The sequence below is a fragment of the Psychromonas aquimarina ATCC BAA-1526 genome, from assembly GCF_000428725.1.
GTDB classification, from domain to species: domain Bacteria; phylum Pseudomonadota; class Gammaproteobacteria; order Enterobacterales; family Psychromonadaceae; genus Psychromonas; species Psychromonas aquimarina.
In genome coordinates this window covers 68,960-92,397 of the sequence record NZ_AUAM01000014.1, presented here as the reverse complement: position 1 = coordinate 92,397, position 23,438 = coordinate 68,960, and the positions used below count along the sequence as shown (strand labels likewise).

Below are 23,438 nucleotides of genomic sequence, written 5' to 3'. Positions count from 1 at the left end.
CTTTCGTTTGCTTGTTTATCGAGCTGTTTATGGTTGTTTGGAGTACGAGAGCTGTGTGGGGAGATTTACTGCCTTCTGTTATTCTTTTAAGGCACTGCATAATTTCTTTTTATTAAAGTCTATTTTATTTTTTTGAGATAAGACAAGACGAACAGTTTTTATTTTGAGTTAATATGACGGGTATATCCTTGATTATTCTATTAATAGTGAGCGTAATAATTTATGCAGACCTTACTTTTTATCTTAAATAATGGACCCTATGGTTCAGAGAAAACATTCAATGCGCTGCGTCTGGCATTAAATATCAAAGAACAGCATGAAGAAAATGTGAGACTTAAGCTCTTTTTAATGTCCGATGCGGTGACTGCCGCGCTGCATAATCAGCGTCCTTCGGAGGGCTATAATATTGAGCAGATGCTGGAGATACTGCTGGCACAGGGAGTCGATATTAAGCTGTGCAGAACCTGCTGCCAAGATCGCGGGGTAACAGAGCAGAGCCTGATTGAAGGTATCCGGATCGGTACTTTAATTGATTTATCACAGTGGACATTAGATGCACAGAAAGTGCTGACATTTTAAAGCGCTTTAGGTAAAAAACACTTAGGAAATAATATGCACCAGTCAGTAGAAACTTGTATTTTTTATATCGCTTCAGAAAATCAGCTTGCCGGCATTCTTCAGGAAACGCTGTATAGTGATCCGAGCTTAAACACCGAGGGATTTATTCATTTCTGCAGCTGCAGTCAGGTTGATGCGGTAGTGGAAGCTTTTTATCCGAATCAAACGGATCTTAAACTGTTGGTTGTTGATGTCAGTCTGCTGCATTCTGAACTTCGTTTTGAAGCCCCCAGCGGCAGCTTACCCGATGATTTTCCTAAACAGCAGCTGTTTCCGCATTTATACGGTCCTTTAAACAGAGATGCGGTTATTGATGTTATTGACTTAAATCGTTTTAACCACAAACCAGTACATCCTGATACTGCCGCTGTGCTGCGTCATTATCGTTTTGCCAGACTGCCCGTTGAAGGAACGCTGTTCAAAAGCACCTGGAGAGGAGAAGCCGCAGCTGCTGAGCAGGGACCTTCTGGAACTGCGATGATCGGGCTTTATGCTAATGAGCCGGAAAGTCTGTCGTGTTTCCATAAGCTGGATTATGACGAGATCTGGCATGTATACGGCGGCGACCCTTTTACACTTTATCTGTTTTATGCAGACGGGCGGACTGAAGAGATAATTATGGGGCTGGATATTCTACAGGGGCAGCATGTTCAATATGTTATTCCGGCAGGTGTCTGGCAGGCCGGCTGCCTTAATGAAGGCGGCCGTTATGCACTGTTCGGCTGTACCATGGCTCCCGGGTTTACCGGAACCTGCTTTGAAGCGGGGCTGGCTTCTGAACTGCTGGAACTGTATCCCGACAGAGCTGAAATTATTAATAAGATGTCAGTTAACGGAGAGCATAAAAATATGCCGGAAGGGTTTGCTGATTAAGATAACTTCGCAGTTTTTCAGTTAAGGAATTACAAGGGCAGCCCGGGCTGCCCTTGTAATATCAGTTCTGATTTATAAAAACTGTTTTATTTTGTTAATGTCGATAAATCTGTTGTTTTATCTCTAGTTTTCCATAGCGATGCTGTAACAGCGGTGGTGAGTGATACTGCAATAACCAGCAGAGAGATTAATGTCGGAATTGCCCATGGTGTTTCAATCAGGAGCATTTTAATGCCGATAAAACTGAGAATAAATGCCAGAGCCGCCCGCAGGTAGCAGAAACGTGTTAATAACCCCTGCAGTACGAAATATAAAGAGCGTAAACCAAGCAGCGCAAAGACGTTTGCGCTAAGTACGATAAACGGCTCTTTAGTGACCGCGAAAATGGCTGGAATAGAATCTAGCGCAAACATAACATCTGTCAGGGCAATCACAGTCACGACAATCATCAGCGGTGTTGCCAGCCAGCCCTTATTGTCTTTAATCAATATACTGGAACCCTGGTAGTGGTCACTTACGCGAAAACATTTTCGAACTAAACGTACCGGCAGAGATTCCGAAAAATCTTCACTCTTGTGCTCATCTTCTTTCCATAATTTAAAGCCGGTATAAAGTAAAAAGGCGGCAAAAATGTACAGAACCCAATGGAATTCAGCCAGCAGCTGCGCGCCGACTGCAATCATCACAGCGCGCAGAATCAGCGCTCCAACAACACCGAGCATCAGTACTCGCGGGCGTAAATGTTCAGGCACAGCAAACTGACTGAAAATCAGTGCAAAGACAAATAAATTATCTACGCTAAGTGATTTTTCCAGCAGGTAGCCGGTTAAAAAGGCCACTGCAGCCTGGCTGCTGGAATAGCTGCTTTGCGGTGCCATTAAAGGCCAGTACAGGTAGATAATAACATTGAAGATTAAGGCGAGTGACACCCAGAACAGGCTCAATAGTGCGGCTTTTTTGATGGTGACTGTGCCGCCGCGGGTCTGGTATAAATCCACAGCCAGCATTAATACGGTTAAAACGGCAAAACCTTCATAGCTAAACAGGCTCATTTCTTTTCCCTCCTAAAAAGCGCGGAAGGGGGGATTAATCGTGACCATCCGCGCATTACAATAACACACCCTAAGATGCAGTAATGGCGTTGGTCTCGTCAGAGTGCGTTTATCATATTAATAACGCGGCTCTCGGCTGCCGGAAGCATGGGGCTTCGTGATGACGACAGACAAATTGGTGACTACTCCCCAAACACGCGAATGTTATTCCTATTAATATTAATAATCTAGCGCTGTTTTTTACTGTTAAATTGTAATTGATAAATGAGTGACTCAGGTGCTTGTCAGCAAATAATATTCAATTTTTAAAATTAATTGTAATTTATGTTTTTGGGGTGGTTTTGTGACAACTAATTGTTAAATTAAGTCTTTTTCAGTATTATCATGTTTTTTTTAAGCTTTTAAGCTTTTAAGCTTTTAAGCTTTTAGGCTCTGCAGCCGATACATTTAGCGAATATTATTCGGGATAATAATCAGCGAATAAAATCTATCAAAATAAGAGAATTAGAAAGTCTAATACACTAAACAATTTTAATTTAATAAAAACAGAAGATAAAAGAGATGAAGATAAAGTATAAGTTTAGTGTGTCCGCTGCCTTCTTTTTAATATCTATATCAGGAATTTTAATAAGCTTAACTTTCAGCATGAGTAAACTGAAAAGTGCTTATTCAGAAGTTTCTGAGAATGAAAAAGTGATCGACAATATTTACAAACGCAGAGATCAAATCAGAAGAATTCTAATGATTGAGTCATTTTCAGAGTTAGAAAAACCTGAAAACCGACTTGAAAAAAATAGGCTCACTGCAAAAAACTCAAAGTTTGAGCCGCGATATTCCTCTTTTGATATGTTGGATTTAGAGCAGCAGATATTAAAGGCACATTATCTGAAGTTAGAAACATTGAATGAATTTAACGCTATTTATAAAAATGAAAAAAACAGCAGACATCTTATTAGAGATGAAATATATAAAGAGCAAAATCTTCATCAGATAAAACTGTTTGGAGAACTGAGCTATAAAAGTAAAGAGGCAATATTTCAGTACCAAGATTTAGAACATTTTAATTACTGGATTGAAATAATCACCAACTTGAAAGCCGCTGTTACAGATAAAGAATTAATTAAGAAAATTGATAGATACCGAGTGACAAGTGAAAGAATTAAATTTCTACTTTTAGAAATTAATCTCTTCGATAAAACTCTGAATCAAAAAATGCTGGAATATAACACTTATCTGCAGATCACAGATAAAGAAATAAATGCATTTCAATTTGAGCAGGAAAAATTTATTGAACAGACAATCGCTAGCATTAACTTGGAAGTAAAAATAATATTAGGGATCTTTGTACTGGTACTCTATTCGCTGGTGCTCTTTGTAAGAAAGCAGATAATAAATCCAATTGAAAATCTGCGTAATAAAACTAAAGAGATATATGAAAGTAAAGAGTTAAGCGAAATTAAAGGCTTTGATTCAAAAGATGAAATTGGAGAGCTGGGCAGATATTTCAATTTAATGATAGAGCAGCTTAGCGGTTTATATCACAGCTTAGAAGAAAAAGTGGATGAAAAAACCAAAGACTTAAAAGCGATTAATTTAAATTTACATGCAGAAATATCCGAAAGAAAAAAGCTGGAAGATAAACTCGAAAGGCAGATTATTACCGATGAACTGACGGGATGTTTTAATCGCCGCGGCGCTTATATGTTTTTAGAGGTAGAGCTGTGCAAGATAAAACGGTCCGCGAATAAAATGACCATAGCATTTATTGATTTAGATAATTTGAAGATGATAAATGACCGCCTTGGCCACCATATTGGTGATAAATATCTGGCAGATTTTGTCTCATTGACTAGGTGTCATTTAAGGAAAGAAGATTATTTTTGTAGAATAGGTGGAGATGAATTTCTGATAATATTTAATCCCAGTAATGAAAAACAAGCTCGGGAAATAATAGAGAAGAGAATAACCCCCCACCTTATCAGTGAAAGAAATATTGAATTTAGTTACGGCTTAGCTGAAATTTCCACTGCCAACAATTTATCTATTGATGAGCTGATCAAAGAAGCAGATCAAAAAATGTATGCATGTAAAAAGAGTAAAAAAGAATCGTCATTCTGCAGTGATTATTGATTAATAATCACTGCAGATATAATGAAGGAAAGGCGTTTAAATTTTGTTAAGCGCTGTGAAACTGTAAATATTCACTCGCTTGAGCTGCCGTGATGCTCTTTTAACTGCAGATATAATAAATCTTTTAACTGCGCTCTTTTTATTTTCAGCTGATTCATATGTTCATCATTGGTGGGGCTTCCGGCGATTTCAAGCTGGCGAATATCATAATCGAGCTGGTGGTACTGCTGTGATTTTTCTTTAAATACCGGACTGTCATGGTTGAGATGAACTATGTCCATTTTTAGTTCAGGAAAGTCGAGAATAAGCGCATGATTTTCATTTAACATATTGATCCCTCAGTAAAGAAAGTTAACTTTACTATAGCATTGTATATATTTGAGCAAATACAATTAACTCGTTTATGTCGAGCTGAGCTTCTTGTGAAATTTTTTTGAGCAGGAGAGATCACAAATAAAACTAGTCTATGTTTTTTTATTTATGAGAACGGAGTTTTTTGCAGGTGGTGGCGGAATGATGTTTGAAAAGGAGCCGCGCTCAGCTCCTTTTTACTCTCTATTTAGTTTCAACAACCGGTGTGCTGTAGGCTTCTGTTCCCCATAGTGGAACGGTAGACATCGAGTGCTTAAAGCTGCCGTTTAGCTCTTTAGTGCTGAAAGCGATATAAATAAGCGTCTGTGTTGACTGGTCAAAAATACGCTTTATTTTCAAACTCTTAAAGAGAATGCTTTTGGATTTTTTAAAAACTAATTCACCGCCTTTAGACTTGTCTATTTGAGTCAGCATTGCCGGGGTGATTTCACCTGTCTGGCGGCAGCTGATTGAGGAGTCTGAGGGATCAGAAAAGTCCAGATCTGCAACAATATTGGAAATATGGCAGGTTACACCGGAAACAACCGGATCGTTTAGTTTTTCAATTTTAATATCTTTGGTGGTAAACATGCCCAGGGAAACATCACCGACTTCATCTTTAGAGCAGCCTCTTAATCCAAAAAAAACAACTACCAGCACAACCAGCAGGACGGCGAATATTTTTATTTTTTTTAACATGGTGTTTATTCCTTTAATTATTAAAGTGTTATCGGAAAACGGGCTGACGTTTATTTTTTGAAATCCCAGGACAGGTTAGAAACCAGCTGACATTTATCACATTTAAAATCGAAAATATCAAATAACGGTTCAGCTAATTTCCACTCACCACCGCAGCTCGGGCACTTACGCTGCTGCTCTTCCTGTAGGCTTTTTCCTGCAACCCGGTAAAGGTAATAGTAAGTGGGTACCCTGGTTACAAATTCAATGCGCTTACACAGATTGTAGCCGCGGTAATAGAGTTTACTGTCGACTTCACCAATCTCTTTTAATGCCGCGCTGGAAACTGCGGAGCCGTTCATCTGCAGTTCATCGCAGTTTATCCACTCCTCCTGCCATTTTAGAACACTTTTACGGTCGCCGTTACTGACTGCCTCCGGAGTGCGGTACAGCGGGATCGGCGCAAGCGTTTCACCGCAGCGAAGTGGTGAGCAGGTATCCAGAAATGTGGTGTATAAAACCTGCCAGCCTGGCTGAAAGTGAGGGGCGCATTCCATTGAATTTAAGTCTTCAGCGACGGTTTTAATTTTAGGGGCCAGTAAACCCGCTTCGGTTAACTGATTTAAAGCATGCTTTACCTGCGGGCTGTTAAAAGCTTCGTCTAAGCTGTTTTCTTCCGGGCAGACTAAACGGCTGACAAACCAGCCTTCAAACATGGCAATTGGAAATTCACGGCCTAAGATCTGTCCGTTATAACGCAGCATATCAAAGTAGTTGTTAACAGCTCTTTCAACGGCTGCGTATTGAGTATTCTGGTAACACTCAAAAGTGAGTTCTTTAATAAACACGGCTATTCTTTATCTTCTGTTTTAATCTGTTTTTTTAAGGCTGCAAGCTGCTCTTTTAAATCAGCTATTTCAGTGACCAGTGGCCTTATCATCTGCTCTATTTTTATTTCCAGTAAAGCATCAAAACTTGTTGAACCTTCACCGCCTGCAGCTGCTGTCAGGGCCGGCTCTGTTGGAGTATCTATCTCTTTCTGCGGGTTTTCCTTCCACAGTTTCAGGCCCTGAATAATTGCCGGCAGCGGTACATTTTTCGGCAGGCGTGATTTGATTAATGCGGTATTAGGTACCTTACCTTCTTTCGCAATCTGTTGAGCAACTAAAATAATACGGTCCATCATAGGGATATCCTGTATAAAAATGAAAAATTAATGCAGTGTATTGGGATCTTCAAAGGTACGATAAACAGGCAGTTCGAAACGCGGTTTACGTAACCCTGATAATAACAGCCGCCCCTGGTAACTGTTATCGTTATCACTGCTGAACTCAAATACAAAACTAGCCTGCAGAAAGTGCCTGCCCAGTTTGAAATTAAAATTAGAACGGGAAACTGACAATAACTGCAGATCCAGCTTAAAACAGTGCTGAGTGATCAGCTCTTTCGCGTATTCTGACTGCTGGCGCAGTTTCCAGATAAGCGTACCCGCGGCAACACAAAATAAAATAAATAGCAGATCCCACATAATTTTTCCGTTAAGTTGTTTTTATGCCTGAAAACAGGACGCCGATAGCTTCTGTTAATGCCGGTGAACGCGCTGGTAAGCGTAATTGTTTAAGCACCTTATCACGCAGAGAGGGAATAGCGACTAAATCCGCAAACAGCTGCGGAAACAATGACGGCTGATGATTCGCTAAGGCTTCCAGAAAACGGTTGAGCAGTGTTTCATCTTCCAGCATGGTCCATAATCGTCCGGCGATACCAACATACCAGTGCGGGTTATGAATTAACTCCGAACTGAACTGCTTTTCTAAAAGTGTTTTAGTAATCCCGGCTGCCGGAGCACTGGCTAAAGCGCGTAATAATAAAATAGCACTGTCCTGGTGATCCGCCTGCAGCTCGATATCTGCCTGCCGGGAAAGTGCTTCTGCCAGGCTGGTACTTATCTGATCCTGATTCTCTAAACATAAGGCTAATGACTGCAGAGGCTGCTGCGGTAAAAACGGCAGAGCATTAATTAACTGCTCCTGGTTATTATCATGATTTAAACGGGCCGTTAAATCTGCAATGCCCTGAATGCCTAATTCCTGCCAGTTATTCCAGCCTGCCGCGCCTGAAAAGTAGTGCACAGCACCTTGATAAAAAGAGGAGGGCGGGCGGATAAAAGCGGCATTCACGGCTGCATTAAAAATAGCTAATTTTTCAGCTCCGGGCTTAAATACAAAGGGGTTGCCGGCCAGACGTTCCTGCAGTTTTTTGCTGATATCTGCAGTTAGGTCTTCACCGATAGCTTCAACCACCATTCTTATAAAGCTGCTTTGCGCGGGGATTTTCATCAGCCCCTGTTCATCTAAGGGCATCTTTAAAAACCAGATGAAATGCTCTTTTTGTGCGCTGTTCTGCCAGAAAGTCAGAGCAATATAAGCATGCTGCTGTATCGGATAGGGGTAGGGCTGTTCATTATGTGCAATTTTTTTGAAAACACTGCTGGATATTCTGCTGACTTTACGTCCTAAATCATAAACTCGAAACTGGCATTTAGATTCTTGTAAAAATTCAGTAAGGGTATTTATGCTCATAATAGTTTTATTCTGTTGTTCATAACGTGCTGATGATTATACCCCATTGCATAACTAGCTGGTATATTATGTCACTTAATAATTTTGCTAAGTAACAGATATGACAGATAGAGATAGTGAATTAAAAAAGCGCCGCCTTTTACTTGAGCTTTTAAAGCAGCTGGAAAGTGAATTACGCCGTCAGAATTTATGGCAGGAAACGAAACCCGATGCCGATGCGCTTAACAGCACTGAGCCTTTTTCCATTGATAAACTCAGTTTTGTGCAGTGGCTGCAGTTTATATTTATTGTAAAAATGGGGAAGATTTTACAGTTTTCAGGGGCGCTGCCGGAGAGGTTGTCGCTGTCAGCAATGGCCGAAGAATATTTTAAACCTCTGCCCGTTAACAGCACCGAAATAGAGAAGATCATTGCCTCTATCGACAGTCTTTTTAATGACAATAATTGAAATTTAAGCGAAAAAGAATGAGTGATATAGAAAATAATCTGCTTGAAAACCAGGATCTGCTTTTCGATGAGGCGCTTGAAGATCAGGATCTTAATATTGAGAGAAGCAGCCCGGATCTGGATATTTTATATCAGGATGAATATCTGGTTGCCGTTAATAAACCTTCAGGGCTTCTGGTACACCGCAGCTGGTTAGACAGTCATGCCACAGAGTTTGCGCTGCAGAAAGTACGAAATCAGATCGGTCAATATGTCTTTCCGGTGCACCGTTTAGATCGGCCGACCTCCGGGGTTTTATTGTTTGCGCTTGATAAAGAAAGTGCGCGTAATATGATGCATCAGTTTGCTCAACACAGCATGGAAAAATCTTATTTAGCCGTGGTGCGCGGACACTTAGGAGACGGAGAGCTGGATTATGCGCTGAAAGAAATTCTCGATAAAATTGCGGATAAAAAAGCGGCTGTTGATAAACCGGCGCAGCAGGCATTCACTGAATACCGCTGCCTGGCGCAGACCGAGCTGCCGATTGCAGTCAGACCCTATGATTCATCTCGTTACAGCCTGATGTCGCTGACTCCGAAAACAGGACGTAAACATCAGCTGCGCCGTCATATGGCACACCTTCGTCACCCCATTGTCGGGGATACGTCACATGGCGACGGCAAACATAACGCCATGTTCCGTGAAAAATTTACCAGTCATCGTTTACTGCTGCACGCTGAGTTTTTATCCTTTAAGCACCCTAAAACAGATCAATTAATAACAGTTAATGCGCCCTTAGATGATGAATTTAAGAACCTGTTAGCCAAAATAAAATTAAACCGGGATAGTGAAAATGCATAAAAGAATTAATCAGATTATTTTTGTGGTGTTTGTTGTATTTGGAGGGATCTATTTTCTGAACAGTAAAATTAACTCGCCTGAAGAGTGTAAAAAAATTGCCGGTGTCTGGAATGAGTCTGAACAAAGCTGTGAACAGACTGTTACTCAGATGATTTATGAAAACCTGTCTGCCGGTTATCCTATTGCTATGAATTATCCGGAAACAGATAAGCAGGTGGTTTTAGATAAACAGGAGCAGATTGATAATACCTTCTATCTGCGCGGTCACTACCAGGAAGTTTTACAGGAAGCGGCTGATGGTAAAGAGGCGCTTTATGACCGCGGCTCCCTTTACCTGAATATGTCTAAAATGGCGCTGCTGACTGAAGCAGAAACGGGTCTTATTCATTTTGCAGCCCCTTTTGTGGTTAATACTGCCGGCAGCGGCGTTTTTGTTTATGTCGGTCTGTTTTCCTATGATTCTGTTACTAAACAAAGCAGCCATTTAGATTCAGTACTGCTGGGAAACCGTATTCGTGAAGAGAGTATTAATCTGCTCGATAATGAAATCCGTGTTGATTATTTAACCCATGCTCAAGGGCAGTCCACTGCCGATTACCCGACAGAGAAGGCTGAAAAAACTCTGTTGCTGTTAAATCTATCACCAGCCGGCGGTCAAGCTGAATTTAAACAGGTAAAACGTATGCACTCCAGCTGGGATAAAAACCGGGACGGTATTAATGACTGCGAGTCCGAGGGAAGCTGTGATCATACTGTTGACTACAGCAGAGCCCGTCCTTAAGCGGCTGCAGAATAGTGACATTTCTGCCTGTTATTGCTGATTTATATACACCGCTTCTGGTGCTTGCTTATCTGTATTACTGGCAGAAAGAGCCTCAGGTAAAACGGCGCCTGCGTTTTATTATATTACTGCTCTCTTTAACCCTTGTTTATGGTCTGATGTTTGTGGATAACAGCTTACAAATCTGGCCGGCATTAGCAATGGATTATAGTACCCATAGCGCACTGGCATTAGTGTTTGTTATAGATCTCAGTATGAAGAATCGAAAACTGCGGCTGCTGGCACCGTTGTCATTATGCATCTATTTTTACCTGATGCGGCTGCTTGATTATCATAGTGTCGCGGATATGCTGACCACCTGTGTGGTGCTGCTGCCCGTACTTTTATATCTGCACAAAAGAGGAAGATAAAATGTATCAACTGGTCTTTTATGTACCCGGCGAGTACGTTGAGAAGGTTAAATCTGCGCTGTTTAATGCCGGAGCCGGGCGAATTGGCGAATATGAACAGTGCTGCTGGCAGACTCCGGGCAGCGGACAGTTTCGTCCGCTTGCAGCAAGCAGCCCCTTTATCGGCTCTGTTAATCAGCTGCAGTCTGTTGAAGAGTATAAAGTGGAGATGGTTTGTGAGAAAAAGCTTATCAAAGCAGTACTGACAGCTTTAATTAGCAGCCATCCCTATGAGACAGCGGCCTATAGCGTTTTTGAAATGAAAACCATAGAGGATTTCTAAGCACTTATTATGAGCAGGGTATCTTAAAAGCGTTTAATTTTTAAGGTGCCCGATATAATCCTCTGTAGTTTTATTTATTCTGCTGCAGAATAAATTTGATCACCTGTTCATTGAGCGCCGTTTTAGAGAGGTAGTTAAAGCTGCCGTTTTCTAAGGTCAGCATCAGTCCTTTAGGGGTTTCATCGACCTTAGTGACTTCTGACCACTGCAGCTGCGTATTGTTATGTAAGCTGTGTATTTTCACTCCCTGATCATCAATATTCAGCTTGATGGTATTACCTGAGTTTTTACTCCACATCTGTCTGGTTAACCACCAGGCGCGCCGGTAGCGAAAGCTGAAATATTCTAAGCCTGCTAATGCCAGCAAAAAGAAACCTAAGGTTTTCTGCTCCTGTGTAAAAGTGATAATAAGCAGGCCGCCGAGAAGTAAAGCGGCGATAAACTTGTATCTTGGCGTTTTATTTTTTGTAAAGGGTAATGACTGATCAAAACACTCTTCGAAGTGCTGGCGGTTGAGTGTAAATTCAGATTCAAACTGCATAAAGCATGCCTTAATATTTGGGATAAAATAAAAGCAGCATTATGACTAATACCGCTTGTACTGCCGTTAAATTAGTTAGTCACTGCTGGTGATATGCACTAGCTGATTATCAGCAAGAGAAGCCTGGTCTACCTCTGCCAGTTCATTATAACTGATCATTTTCTGTAATCCCTGCGCATAAGCCTGACCGCGCTCTGAGTATTTATCCAGCGTTGCCGCCAGTTTATAACCGCTGATTTTCTGATCTCCGGCGCGTAATTCTGCCCGTAAAATACGCAGCGGCTGATAAGCACTGCCGCTGTTAAGGTTAAGCATATAAGCTTCTACCGAATCAAGGGGGCTGTCAAAACGCGCCACACCGTAATTTCCCAGCTCTTTACGCTGTGCTTTGGGTTTCATACCCTTACCGCTGAAATCCCACTGACCGAAAAAGGCATTTCCCTCAAGGGCAAAACGCGATGTTGCCCAGCCGCTTTCCTCTGCTGCCTGTGCCAGTGCTAAGGAAGGCGGCAGAATATCAACACGCTGCAGAAGAGATTCACGTAAGGTTTCATCTAAGGCTGTTTTACTGTCTTTGATAATACGGTATTTCAGGGCAAGCTTGATTAATTCAGGCGAGTCTAACGCGCTGTCTGCTGCTGTTTCACGTTCCTTAAGTATTTTTTCATTAGAGAGCAGTATCAATGGTGTCATTAAACGGAAAAACACGGTTTTTTTAGTGTTGACGGCAAGTTTATGAGACTGCGTCTGCCATTTTTTACTGATACCGGAAAAAGTTAAACGCGGAATGTTCCGGCTGTCTGCTAACCAGTTCTGACTGCTGTACTGGTACTTGTCAAACAGGGCGTTTAATTCAGCAAGTGAGTTGACGGAAACTTCAAGCGGCTTAGTTATTACCTGGCTCTTTTTCGGGGCCGCCGTAGTTTCTGTTGTTGTCTCAGTTTCCTTTTCTTTTTCTGTATGTTCAATACAGCCGCCCAGCAGCAGGGAGGTGCTGACCAGTAACGATGCCGTAGTGCGGTAAATAGCTTTTATCATTGTGTAATTTCCTAAGGATTAAAATAGTCGTAAGCTGCTGGTTCCTTAAGCGACCATATTGTTCGTTTACTGCTTGTTTTAAAAACAGGCAGTTTAGCAGAATTTAGTTAATATGCATTATTATCCTTAACGACTTTTCAGTATTTGTTTTTACTATCTTAACGTACTGAAAATACAGCTTTTTATCTGCAGTAATAAAATGTTGCTTAATCGTGGTGCAGCTGTTGACCTTACCCTTAGGTAAGCCTCTACAATGGATTTATTCAATAAGCTGCCTGGTTAAATATGAACCGTTTTATTACTTTAATACTGATACTCAGCACACTGTTAACTTTCACTCAGAAAGTGACGGCGTCTGCTTTTGTAATGCAGAGTAATATGGTGATGACTGCTGATTGTCCTATGCCGTCTATGTCCGACAGTATGCCTTCTACCGGCCCAGAGCAGATGGATCATGCTGGCGATTGTGCTGCTGAACTAATGGCCCATACGATGGACTGTCAGAATGATTGTAATTTAATGAGCGGCGGTTTTATGCTGCACTTTGTTGAAGATAATCATTTAGTTACTCAAGCGCAGTTTATATTGGCTTATCCAGCTGCTGTTAATGAAGCCCCTTATTATTTCCCCGAATCCTTATATCGCCCTCCCTTTCTAAGTTAATTGTTTTTTGGTCAGTTTTGAACTGACCCGGAATATTGATTTGTAGTGTTTCTACCAGCCTATTTATCAAAAAAACAAATTAATTAATTTTTACTTAACTGCCTTTATTTAAAACTGCAAGCGGCTGGTTTTTTATTTTAAAAATCAACTTGTTAAGTTTTTAAAGGGAGCAGTAAAAAAAGGAAAGTGAATATGAATGTCAGAAAATATTTCTTTTTAAGCCTGACCCTGCTGCTTAGTTTTAAGCTGGCTGCGCAGGGGTTTTTATTAAGCGAAGCCGAGCATATGGCGGTTAATTCCGACCCTGCGCAGAAAATATATCAGGCGCAGCAGAGCGCGCTAAGAGCACAGGGAGTGAGTGCTTCTACCCTGGCGGATCCTATGATAAAGCTGGGAATGGCAAATATCCCGACTGATAGTTTTCAGTTAGATCAGGATCCCATGACCCAGCTAAGTGTCGGTTTATCGCAGCAGTTCAGCCGCGGTTCACAGCTGGAGCTTGCCCGGAAGGGATTTAATCAGCAGTCAGAAACAGCAGTTTATGCCGCTGTCGATCGTCAGTTGACGGTTAAAAAAACAGTACGTGAGTTATGGTTCAGCATACTGTTTGTGGAAAAATCCAAGGAACTGGTCGCAGAAAATAAAAAGCTGTTCAGCGGCTTTTATAACGACCTGCAGTCACAGTTTTCATTAGGTCTAGCTGATAATGAAGACTTGATTGCGGCTGAAATTGAACTGAGCAGATATGACGAAAAATCAGCTCTGTTAACTCAGCAGTCACTAAATTACCGCACTCTGTTAAGCGAGTGGATTGGCCAGAATGCTTATGGTCGTTTAGCTGCCGACATTCCCGAGTGGAGGGATACCCTGGCTTATATTGAAGCAGGCAAAGGTGCTGAGCAGCATTACCAGCTGTTAAGCAGTCATCCGCAGGTCAAAATGTTAGCGCAGAATATTTTAGTTGCTGATAATAACATAAAGCTTGCCGAGCAGGATTATAAACCCAGCTTTAAAGTAGAGGTGGGTTACGGTCACCGCTTAAGTGAAATGGACGACGGCATGGCGAGACCGGATCTGCTTAGTGGTTTTGTGTCCATGGATATCCCGTTGTTTACTGATAAACGTCAGGATCAGAAAATGATTTCTGCACAGCAGATTAAAGGGCAGAAACAAGCTGAACACCGTTTGTTATTACGTCAGCTTAATGCTTTGTTAGATGCCCAGATTATCAACTATCAGCAGCTTGCCGCCCGCCAGCTTCGCTACAAAGAGACTCTGCTTAAGCAGGCTAAGCTGCAGAGCAGACTCTTAGAGCAGAGTTATCAGTCTAATACCCGTCCTTTCAAAGAAGTTATTCAAGCTTATATCAATGAGCAGAACCTCAGTATTGAATATCAGCAGTTGTATTTTGACGGACTTAAAAGCCTTTCTCAGATTCGTTATTTTCAGGCACTTTAACAGGAAAATATTATGTATTATTTATTAGTTTTAACAGCCGCTTTAACGGTTGGTTTCTTTGCCGGCAGTAATGCACAAATCAATAAGACGGCACAAGCCGCACAGCCGGAAGTTTTATACTGGGTTGCGCCGATGGACGCTAATTATCGCCGCGATAAACCCGGTAAGTCGCCAATGGGCATGGATCTCGTCCCGGTTTATGCCGAGCAGGAAAAAGCAGCCGCAGCTGAGCCGGAAATTTTATACTGGGTTGCGCCGATGGATGCCAATTACCGCCGCGATAAACCTGGAAAATCGCCGATGGGTATGGATCTCGTCCCTGTTTATGCCGAGGCTGGCGGGGATTCAGAAGCGGGCTTAGTTAAAATTTCACCTGCCGTTGAAAATAATCTCGGCGTACGCACCGGCACGGCGGTTAAAGATTCGTTTACTATCAGTATTAATAGTCTGGGCACGGTACAGGCAAATGATGATGCGCTCTGGCAGATTAACAGCCGTGTATCCGGATGGATTGAAAAGCTTTACGTTAAATCGGTCGGGACTGAAGTCAAAAAAGGTCAGGCTTTGTTTGAGTTATATTCTCCGGAGCTGGTAAAAGCACAGGAGTCTTTATTTAACGCCTTAAATCTTAACCGCAGCGCGTTAGTCAGCTCCTCAAAAGCACGTTTAAAAGCATTAGGAGTCAGCAGTGGTCAGATAAATAAAATCATTAAAGATAAAAAAGTGTTACAGAATATTACTGTTTATGCGCCGCAGAAAGGCACTATTTCCGAGCTGCAGTTAAATGAAGGCGCCTATATCTCTCCGGCAACTCAGGTTATTAAAGCGGTAAATTTAGATACGGTATGGGTGGATGTGGAAGTTTTTGCCGCGCAGGCTTCGCTGGTTAAACTGGGTGATAAAGCCAGTATGGTTTTAGATTATTTCCCGGGGAAAACATGGAGCGGCCAGGTTGATTTTATCTATCCGGAAATGAATGCCGATAACCGTACATTACGTGTGCGCCTGCAGTTTGCCAACCCGACGGCTGAGCTTAAACCGAATATGTTTGCCAGTGTTAAATTAATGCCTGAAATGAACAAACAAAGACTGCAGATCCCGCGTGAAGCGGTGATTTATGCGGGCAGTATGAACCGTGTAGTCTTAGCCTTAGGCGATGGTCAGTTTAAATCTGTGCTGGTTAATCTCGGCCTGGAAAACAAAGATTCAGTGGAAATTTTATCCGGGCTTAGCGAAGGACAGAAAATTGTTACTTCAGCACAGTTTTTATTAGATTCAGAGTCCAGTATCAGTGCTGATTTTGAACGTATGCAGCCCGTTGAAGAGAATAAAACCTCCCGCCCGCAGCCGCAGTACGATCCGAGCATCGAAGATGAAGATCTTGACTGGTTAGATCTTAGCTCTGTTCCACCCGCGCAGGTTATGAAAGCGAAAGAGGTGCTGTTATGATTTCCAAGGTAATAAACTGGTCAATTAAAAACCGGATTATGGTTCTGCTGATCACAGCAGCTGTGGTTGTTTATGGTTTGTATGCGCTGCAGAAAACCCCTATTGATGCGATTCCGGATCTCTCTGATGTGCAGGTTATCGTTAAAACCAGTTATCCGGGACAGGCGCCGCAGGTGGTGGAAGATCAGGTCACCTATCCTCTGACGACCGCGATGTTATCGGTACCCGGGGCAAAAACAGTACGTGGTTATTCGTTTTTTGGTGATTCTTACGTTTATATTATTTTTGATGATAATACCGATATGTACTGGGCACGCTCACGAGTGCTGGAATATCTGTCACAGGTAGCGCCGGATCTGCCTGCACAGGCGCGCAGTGCATTAGGTCCGGATGCAACCGGTGTCGGCTGGATTTTCAGTTATGCCTTAGTGGATAAAAGCGGAAAACTTGATTTAAGTGAGCTGCGCAGTCTGCAGGACTGGTTCCTTAAGTTTGAACTGCAGACTGTGCCGGGAGTTTCTGAAGTTGCATCGGTCGGCGGTATGGTTAAACAGTATCAGGTACGTGTTGATCCTAACAAGCTGCGCGCTTATAACATTCCGCTTAATAAAGTCAGCCAGGTGATTCAAAATGCCAATCAGGAAAGCGGTGCAAGTGTTATCGAGATGGCTGAAGCTGAGTATATGGTGCGTACATCGGGTTACATCTCCTCTATTGAAGATCTAAAGGCTGTGCCGCTGCAGGTAAACAGCAAAGGTACACCACTGTTATTAGGCGATGTAGCAGAAATCAATTTAGGTCCGCAGATGCGCCGCGGTGTTACTGAACTCAATGGCGAAGGTGAAGTAGTCAGCGGTGTGGTGGTGATGCGTTTTGGAGAAAATGCCCAGGGGGTGATTGAAGCGGTTAAAGATAAACTAAATACGCTGCAGAAAAGTCTGCCGGATGGTGTGGAGATCGTGCCGACTTATGACCGTTCAGAATTAATTAATTCGGCTGTTGATAATTTATATGACAAGCTGCTTGAAGAATTCATTGTAGTTATTCTGGTTTGTGCCGCGTTTTTATTCCATTTCCGTTCTTCTTTAGTGGTGCTGTTAAGTCTGCCCGTGGGTATATTTGCCGCTTTTATTGTCATGTCATGGCAGGGCATTAATGCCAATATCATGTCCTTAGGCGGTATCGCAATCGCTATCGGTGCGATGGTTGACGGTGCGATAGTGATGATTGAAAACGTCCATAAGCATATGGAAAAAACCGAGCTAACCGATAAAAACCGCTGGCAGGTGATCAGTAAAGCCGCTAATGAAGTCGGGCCGGCACTGTTTTTCTCGCTGCTGATTATCACCTTTAGTTTTCTGCCGGTATTTGCTTTAGAAGGGCAGTCGGGAAAAATGTTTTCACCGCTGGCGTTTACTAAAACCTATGCCATGGCTGCTTCCGCTGGTTTAGCTGTTACTCTGATCCCGGTATTAATGGGCTATTTTATTCGCGGCAGGGTTTTACCTGAGCATAAAAATCCTTTAAACCGTCTTATGGTGGCTTTATATAAACCGGTTCTGAGCTTCAGCTTACGTTTTCCTAAATCAATTATCAGTTTTGCTCTGGCACTGTTATTAGTCGGATTTTATCCGGTTAATAAAATCGGCAGCGAGTTTATTCCGCCGCTGGATGAAGGTGATCTGATGTATATGCCGACCACTTATCCGGGTATCTCAATTGGTAAAGCCAGGGAGCTGCTGCAGCAGACTAATAAGCTGATTAAAGCTGTGCCCGAGGTGAAAACCGTGTGGGGTAAAATCGGCCGAGCAGAAACTGCAACGGATCCGGCACCGTTAACCATGATTGAAACCACTATCCAGTTTAAACCTGCTGAGCAGTGGCGCCCGGGAATGACTAAAGAGAAAATTAAACAGGAGCTGGATAGTCTGATTCAGTTTCCGGGTTTAACGAATGCCTGGGTTATGCCGATTAAAACACGTATCGATATGTTAGCAACGGGTATTAAAACACCGATCGGTATCAAGATTGCCGGTGCCGATTTAGATGAAATTGAAAAAATCGGTAAACAGGTTGAATCAATCTTAAAAGAGGTCGAGGGAACTGCTTCTGTATACGCAGAGCGTGTCAGCGGCGGGCGTTATGTAAAGGTGGATATCAATCGAGAAAAGGCCGGGCGTTACGGATTAAATGTTGCTGAAATTCAGCAGCTGGTCGCCGTGGCAATCGGCGGTCAGAATATCACCGAAACCATTGAAGGGTTAGAGCGTTATCCGGTTAACCTGCGTTATCCGAATGACTACCGTGATTCGCTGACCGCTCTGAAAAGTTTACCGATTGTTACCCCGGCACAACTAAATATCAGTTTAAGTGATGTGGCGGATGTTTATATCGAAGCGGGAGCGCCGATGATTAAAACTGAAAATGCGCGTCTTAACGGCTGGATTTTTGTTGATATTGAAAATCGAGATTTAGGTTCATATGTTCAGGATGCGCAGCAGGTTGTCAATGAACAGCTGCAGCTGCCTGCTGGTTATTCACTGCTCTGGTCCGGACAGTATGAATATATGGAAAAAGCCAATGCACGTCTGGCTAAGGTGATTCCTGTTACGATTGTGATCATTATTATCCTGCTTTATCTGGCATTTCGCCGGGTTGGTGAAGTACTGCTGATTCTGGCTACTTTACCCTTTGCGTTAATGGGCGGAGTCTGGCTGATGTATCTGCTAGGATTTAACTTCTCAATTGCCGTCGGTGTGGGTTTTATTGCTTTAGCCGGGGTTTCCATTGAGATCGGGGTCATTATGCTGCTGTATTTAAATCAGTCATTACAAGCTAAAAAACAGCAGCGCTTTGCGCACTTTAATGTGGATGATTTAAAAGACGCGGTTCTGCAGGGGGCGGGCCTGCGTGTTCGCCCGGTGATGATGACAGTGGCAACAGTGGTTATCGGTTTAGTGCCGATTATGTACGGCGACGGTACGGGCTCTGAAGTGATGCAGCGTATTGCGGCTCCTATGATCGGCGGTATGGTCAGTGCCGTTATTCTCACGCTGTTAATTCTGCCGGCTGCTTATTTCCAGTGGAAAAAAGTCAGCATGGCTAAGCAGTTTAAGATGCTTGAGTCTGCTGAAGAAAATTAAAAAGTATAACTGATAGCTGCCCGGCCACCGCCGGGCGCTTTACGCAAAACATTTTTTATTTAATAGAAAGGAAAATAATATGAAAACTCTAAAAAACAGAATACTGCCGGCACTGAGCGTTGTGCTGTTTTTATCACTGCCTGTATCCGCTTTTGCCCATGAAAAGCATTGTGAAATTAAAGATACCCAGCTGGGTGATTATATGAAGTATATGAAAAGTGAACTGCGCGGTTATGTAAAAGGTTTTAAGGGGCAGGATCAGGAAAAAATGCAGCTGCACCTTAATGAGCTGTTAAAGCTAAGTGAACTGGCGGTTAATGAGACGCCGGTGAAAATTAAAATGATCAATGATGATAAAAGTGCTATGCAGGGCATGGATCACTCGCAGATGGACCATGGTGATATGCAGGGCATGGAGCACTCGCAGATGGATCATAGCGATATGGCAGATATGAAAGGCATGGATCACGGTGATATGGCCGATATGAAAGGTATGGATCATTCGCAGATGGACCATGGTGATATGCAGGGCATGGATCACTCGCAGATGGGCCATGGTGATATGCAGGGCATGGATCACTCGCAGATGGGCCATGGTGATATGAAAGGTATGGATCATTCGCAGATGGATCATAGCGATATGGCAGATATGAAGGGTATGGACCATGGAAGTATGGCCGGCATGACCGACCAGCAGCACCATCAGCATATGATGTATATGCAGGGCATAACTAAGCTGCAGGAGCTGTTTAAGGAATTAGCGCAAAGCCAGAGCCCGGAGCAGGTAAAAACAATTCTTGGACAGATTAAAGAGCATAGTAAGAAAAGTCATCAGGCTTTCCGTCAGAACTGCAGCTGATCCGCAATTTTAACAATTAAAAAGCAGCTCTGTTGAATAGAGCTGCCTGTTATTGATATCTTGAATTTCCTCTAAAAGAGCTGCAGGCAGCTGCTCTTTTGACTAACAGCCTCTGCCCGCCTACTGTTATTTATTGTATGCTAATGTGTGAAATACAAATATCCGTTAATGAATAAAAGGGAACATTCATATGCAGACTACACGCTTCTTATTATCAGCCGCCCTGTTGGCTTCATCCTCATTATTAATTTCATCCTGCGCAAATTCACCCACTGGACGCCAGCAGGTCCTGCTTTTTTCCGGCAGTGAAATGTCGCAGTTAGGGGCTCAGTCCTTTGAAGAGTTGAAAAAACAGGAGAAGATCAGTACTGATAAAAAAACTAATGCTTATGTGCAGTGTGTGGCAAATGCAGTTACAAGCCGTTTAGGTCCCCAGGAAAACTTCAGTAGCTGGGAAGTAGTGGTTTTTGACAGCGAGCAGGTTAATGCTTTTGCTTTGCCCGGCGGTAAAATCGGTGTTTATACCGGTCTGCTTAAGGTGGCACAGAATCAGGATCAGTTAGCCGCTGTGATTGGTCATGAAATTGCGCATGTAACAGCAAGACACAGCAACGAAAGACTCTCCCGCAGCCAGATAGCTAATGCCGGTTTAGAGTTTAGCAGTTTATTGACCGAGGGTAGTGAATACCAGAGTATTACCATGGCCGGACTGGGTTTAGGCGTGCAGTATGGTGTGCTGATGCCCTACGGCCGGGCACAGGAAAGCGAGTCGGATATTCTCGGCTTACATTTGATGGCTGAATCCGGTTTTGATCCGAATCAGAGTGTCGAGCTGTGGAAAAATATGGCAAAAGCATCGGGCGGTAGTCAGCCTCCGGAATTATTATCAACTCACCCTTCACACTCAACACGTATTGCGGATTTAAATGCAGAAATTGCCAGACTAGGCGCCGGTAAAGCGCCGCGTCAGAATTGTAAAATGTAAATTATTCCAGGTATTACAGCAGGCAATAGTGCCGTTTCACTTTTAGCTGCGCCTTGTCTGCTTATATCCGTTAGATATTCTCCTTCACGCCTAGAGTTTGTTCACCTCACGATCTGCTGATTTTTGCATCTAGAATGATAACGGGTATATCACACTATTCTATTAACCGGCACTCACAGACATATTTTCATCAATATAATCAGCATGATGACGGCCGGTGTTTATCTGTGATTTATATGTACAAAACCTCTATCCGAGTAAGCAGTGAATACAAGTTAATCTATAATATAAATAATCTGTCACTGTATTGTTATATTTGCATGCTAACTATGACTATAGTGACGTAACTATCGCTTTTTTTGTCGAAAATAATAAAATTTTACGGTAATAATAGCCGCATGTATTTTTGTTTTATCAGACGCTGCTGATAACCTCAAAAATACTTATTAGCCTTTAATTTCACCATGTTAATAAAAATAAAAAAATTAAAGGCGCAGCTGAGTATTGATAATTAGTTGGAGTGATTTATATGGGAAATAATAACAATAATTCTCTAGAAGCCGAAAACGAGCAGCAGGATATTGAGGAATGTTTAAACGAGGAAGACTGGGACGAAGTGGACAGCTCACTTAAGCCTGCTTCCGCAAAAGAGGAGCTCTGCGATAAAAAAAGAGCTCAAGTACGCCGAAATATTGAAGAGATACAAGAAAAAAGACGCTTAAAGGAACTGCTCGGGGATGATTACGATCTATAAGGGGGCTGATTAGTATTACAGCAGCTCTGCTTCCGGATTGTATCGACGCTGAGGAAGTTGTAAAAATTAATGCAGTCTTATTTATTAATAACACTGCATTAATAAGTTAAGTACTAGAAAGTTATTTGTTTTGTACTTCTAAGCCCGGTGTATAAACTGATACGCGGCGGTTTAAAGCTCTGCCTTCGTCTGTATCGTTAGTTGCTCTAGGCTCTAACTCACCACGTCCTTCCTCAACAATACGGCTTTTGTCGATGTTAAATTTAGCCGCCAGGTATTCACCGATTAATGCTGCGCGCTCTTCGGAAAGTTTCTGATTGTAGGCTTCTGGACCTCGGCTGTCAGTATGGCCAATAACAAACAGCTCTGCTTCCGGATATTCAATTAAATGCTCTGCAATCGGTGCTAACTGATCCAGATATTCCTGAGGCAGCTCGTCGCTGTCAAAGGCAAACGGCAGTTCAACCGTCAGCGGTTCAACTTTAACCATTGCCGGCAGTACTACAGGCTCCGGTTCCGGCTCTGGTTCTACCATCGGCTCTGGTTCCGGCTCTGCCATTGGTGCATCCTGTACAACAACTGGTGCCGGTGCGCCCCAGCCGTAAACCAGGCTTAAGCCGTAAAAGTGTGTATTCCAGCTGCTGTTCATACCTGCATCCTGCAGCTCAAGCTCGTTGTAAAACTGATATTCAAGACGCGTTGAAATATTTTTTGTAAGGAAGTATTCCAGACCCAGGCCTGCAGTTGCAGCCACACCTGAATCATCGTAAGCACTGAGCTGGTCCTGACCGTCAGCTTTGTAGTAGAAAGCACCGGCTTTTGCAAAAATATCTAAAGAATCCGAAGCATTCCAGGTAAATTTACCAACAAGATCCATACCCTGCTGTTTAATTGAGCCCATATTTTCAATTTCAGCAGGCCCCATTTTCCCCAGGTAGGTGTAACCCGTTTCAAGGGCAAACCAGGGAACAAAGTTATAACCTAAGAAAACACCGCCACCGACATCATTTTTATCCAGCGTATTAGCATCCAGCATATTGCTGGACAGATCATTGTAATATGTGCCTCCAAGGCGGGCGCCTGCATACCAGGGATTTTCTGAGGCGGCTGTTACTGCCCCGGAAAAGAGCAGGGCAACTGGAAGTATATAATTTACCTTAGTCATATTTTCATCCTTTTAATATATGTTTTATCACGCAAAACGTGAATAAATTCTATTGTTATTTTTAATCAGATTCTTTCTTGTCTGTTTAGCAAAAATTAATCAAAAAAGATTCTGTTGATGACATATTAACAGAACATTATTTATTTGCCTTGTACAAAGCAAATAAAGCATAAGTATAGATAAAAGCTGAAAAAATAAAGGGATCTTTGTATAAATTACGGTTTAATTTATAGTGCTTTGAAGAGAGTGTATCTGCACGGAAGGAAACCACCTGAAAGAACATCAGGTGGTCTGCA

General features: G+C 42.6%; 25 protein-coding genes. 15 read left to right on the top strand and 10 right to left on the bottom strand.

Going from position 1 to position 23,438, the window contains the following annotated elements:
• Positions 1-222 precede the first annotated feature (222 nt).
• Together G337_RS0106025 and G337_RS27600 are read left to right on the top strand one after the other, a co-directional pair.
• Positions 223-579: a DsrE/DsrF/TusD sulfur relay family protein gene (locus G337_RS0106025; protein WP_028863085.1), complete on the top strand. Its 357-nt coding sequence runs from the start codon at positions 223-225 to the stop codon at positions 577-579.
• Between the two features lie 33 nt (positions 580-612).
• On the top strand, positions 613-1,491 hold the full coding sequence (locus G337_RS27600; RefSeq protein WP_028863084.1) for a cupin domain-containing protein: 879 nt from the start codon (positions 613-615) through the stop codon (positions 1,489-1,491).
• 86 nt (positions 1,492-1,577) lie between these two features.
• Here the strand turns inward: G337_RS27600 and G337_RS0106015 are convergent, their stop codons facing one another.
• Entirely contained in the window at positions 1,578-2,543 is a 966-nt protein-coding gene (locus tag G337_RS0106015; protein ID WP_028863083.1) for a TerC family protein, read from the bottom strand.
• 561 nt (positions 2,544-3,104) lie between these two features.
• Here G337_RS0106015 and G337_RS0106010 point away from each other — a divergent pair.
• Entirely contained in the window at positions 3,105-4,673 is a 1,569-nt protein-coding gene (locus tag G337_RS0106010) for a GGDEF domain-containing protein (protein WP_084605296.1), read from the top strand.
• 71 nt (positions 4,674-4,744) lie between these two features.
• Here the strand turns inward: G337_RS0106010 and G337_RS0106005 are convergent, their stop codons facing one another.
• From G337_RS0106005 to G337_RS0105980, 6 genes are all read right to left on the bottom strand, one after another.
• Positions 4,745-5,002, bottom strand: coding sequence for an HP1242/YdcH family protein (locus G337_RS0106005; protein ID WP_028863081.1), 258 nt, complete (start codon positions 5,000-5,002; stop codon positions 4,745-4,747).
• Between the two features lie 226 nt (positions 5,003-5,228).
• On the bottom strand, positions 5,229-5,723 hold the full coding sequence (locus tag G337_RS0106000; RefSeq protein ID WP_028863080.1) for a CreA family protein: 495 nt from the start codon (positions 5,721-5,723) through the stop codon (positions 5,229-5,231).
• A gap of 50 nt (positions 5,724-5,773) precedes the next feature.
• Positions 5,774-6,550, bottom strand: a complete 777-nt coding sequence (locus G337_RS0105995) for a Zn-ribbon-containing protein (RefSeq protein ID WP_028863079.1) — start codon at positions 6,548-6,550, stop codon at positions 5,774-5,776.
• Positions 6,551-6,552: 2 nt separating this feature from the next.
• Positions 6,553-6,888 (bottom strand): hypothetical protein, encoded by a 336-nt coding sequence (locus G337_RS0105990; protein ID WP_245597635.1) that lies wholly within the window; start codon positions 6,886-6,888, stop codon positions 6,553-6,555.
• A gap of 27 nt (positions 6,889-6,915) precedes the next feature.
• Complete coding sequence (locus G337_RS0105985) at positions 6,916-7,230, bottom strand: DUF3301 domain-containing protein (RefSeq protein WP_037027127.1); 315 nt, start codon at positions 7,228-7,230, stop codon at positions 6,916-6,918.
• 10 nt (positions 7,231-7,240) lie between these two features.
• Positions 7,241-8,284 carry a DUF3549 family protein gene (locus tag G337_RS0105980; RefSeq protein ID WP_037027126.1) on the bottom strand — a complete coding sequence of 348 codons (1,044 nt, stop codon included), beginning with the start codon at positions 8,282-8,284 and terminating at the stop codon, positions 7,241-7,243.
• A gap of 100 nt (positions 8,285-8,384) precedes the next feature.
• Between G337_RS0105980 and G337_RS0105975 the strand changes: the two genes are divergently transcribed.
• From G337_RS0105975 to G337_RS0105955, 5 genes are read left to right on the top strand one after another with little or no spacing between them, the layout of a single operon-like run.
• Positions 8,385-8,732 (top strand): YqcC family protein, encoded by a 348-nt coding sequence (locus G337_RS0105975; RefSeq protein ID WP_028863075.1) that lies wholly within the window; start codon positions 8,385-8,387, stop codon positions 8,730-8,732.
• A 17-nt stretch (positions 8,733-8,749) separates the two neighbouring features.
• A complete protein-coding gene (gene truC, locus G337_RS0105970) occupies positions 8,750-9,574 on the top strand; it encodes a tRNA pseudouridine(65) synthase TruC (RefSeq protein ID WP_084605295.1) in 825 nt (274 codons plus the stop codon).
• Positions 9,567-10,355, top strand: coding sequence for a hypothetical protein (locus G337_RS27595; RefSeq protein WP_028863073.1), 789 nt, complete (start codon positions 9,567-9,569; stop codon positions 10,353-10,355). Before truC ends, G337_RS27595 begins: the two co-directional genes overlap by 8 nt.
• A 14-nt stretch (positions 10,356-10,369) precedes the next feature.
• Complete coding sequence (locus G337_RS0105960) at positions 10,370-10,765, top strand: hypothetical protein (RefSeq protein ID WP_028863072.1); 396 nt, start codon at positions 10,370-10,372, stop codon at positions 10,763-10,765.
• A 1-nt stretch (position 10,766) separates the two neighbouring features.
• Positions 10,767-11,087, top strand: a complete 321-nt coding sequence (locus G337_RS0105955) for a YqfO family protein (RefSeq protein ID WP_028863071.1) — start codon at positions 10,767-10,769, stop codon at positions 11,085-11,087.
• Between the two features lie 70 nt (positions 11,088-11,157).
• On the opposite strand, the gene G337_RS0105950 is transcribed toward G337_RS0105955, so the two are convergent.
• Both G337_RS0105950 and G337_RS0105945 read right to left on the bottom strand, forming a co-directional pair.
• Positions 11,158-11,628, bottom strand: a complete 471-nt coding sequence (locus tag G337_RS0105950) for a YcxB family protein (protein WP_028863070.1) — start codon at positions 11,626-11,628, stop codon at positions 11,158-11,160.
• A 75-nt stretch (positions 11,629-11,703) separates the two neighbouring features.
• Positions 11,704-12,666, bottom strand: a complete 963-nt coding sequence (locus G337_RS0105945) for a glucosaminidase domain-containing protein (RefSeq protein WP_028863069.1) — start codon at positions 12,664-12,666, stop codon at positions 11,704-11,706.
• A 285-nt stretch (positions 12,667-12,951) separates the two neighbouring features.
• Here G337_RS0105945 and G337_RS0105940 point away from each other — a divergent pair, with 285 nt between their 5' ends.
• The 7 genes from G337_RS0105940 to G337_RS0105910 all read left to right on the top strand — a co-directional run bounded on the left by G337_RS0105940 (position 12,952) and on the right by G337_RS0105910 (position 21,977).
• Positions 12,952-13,329: a hypothetical protein gene (locus G337_RS0105940; protein ID WP_028863068.1), complete on the top strand. Its 378-nt coding sequence runs from the start codon at positions 12,952-12,954 to the stop codon at positions 13,327-13,329.
• A gap of 192 nt (positions 13,330-13,521) precedes the next feature.
• Complete coding sequence (locus tag G337_RS0105935; RefSeq protein WP_028863067.1) at positions 13,522-14,787, top strand: TolC family protein; 1,266 nt, start codon at positions 13,522-13,524, stop codon at positions 14,785-14,787.
• A 12-nt stretch (positions 14,788-14,799) separates the two neighbouring features.
• Positions 14,800-16,236: an efflux RND transporter periplasmic adaptor subunit gene (locus tag G337_RS0105930; protein WP_028863066.1), complete on the top strand. Its 1,437-nt coding sequence runs from the start codon at positions 14,800-14,802 to the stop codon at positions 16,234-16,236.
• Complete coding sequence (locus G337_RS0105925) at positions 16,233-19,379, top strand: efflux RND transporter permease subunit (protein ID WP_028863065.1); 3,147 nt, start codon at positions 16,233-16,235, stop codon at positions 19,377-19,379. Before G337_RS0105930 ends, G337_RS0105925 begins: the two co-directional genes overlap by 4 nt.
• Positions 19,380-19,458: 79 nt before the next feature.
• The gene (locus G337_RS0105920) at positions 19,459-20,238 is read left to right on the top strand and encodes a hypothetical protein (RefSeq protein WP_028863064.1); all 780 of its coding nucleotides are present in this window, start codon (positions 19,459-19,461) and stop codon (positions 20,236-20,238) included.
• A gap of 190 nt (positions 20,239-20,428) precedes the next feature.
• Positions 20,429-21,223: a M48 family metallopeptidase gene (locus G337_RS0105915; RefSeq protein ID WP_028863063.1), complete on the top strand. Its 795-nt coding sequence runs from the start codon at positions 20,429-20,431 to the stop codon at positions 21,221-21,223.
• Between the two features lie 529 nt (positions 21,224-21,752).
• Complete coding sequence (locus G337_RS0105910; RefSeq protein WP_028863062.1) at positions 21,753-21,977, top strand: PA3496 family putative envelope integrity protein; 225 nt, start codon at positions 21,753-21,755, stop codon at positions 21,975-21,977.
• Positions 21,978-22,098: 121 nt separating this feature from the next.
• Here the strand turns inward: G337_RS0105910 and G337_RS0105905 are convergent, their stop codons facing one another.
• Entirely contained in the window at positions 22,099-23,142 is a 1,044-nt protein-coding gene (locus G337_RS0105905) for an outer membrane beta-barrel protein (RefSeq protein WP_028863061.1), read from the bottom strand.
• Positions 23,143-23,438: the final 296 nt, after the last annotated feature.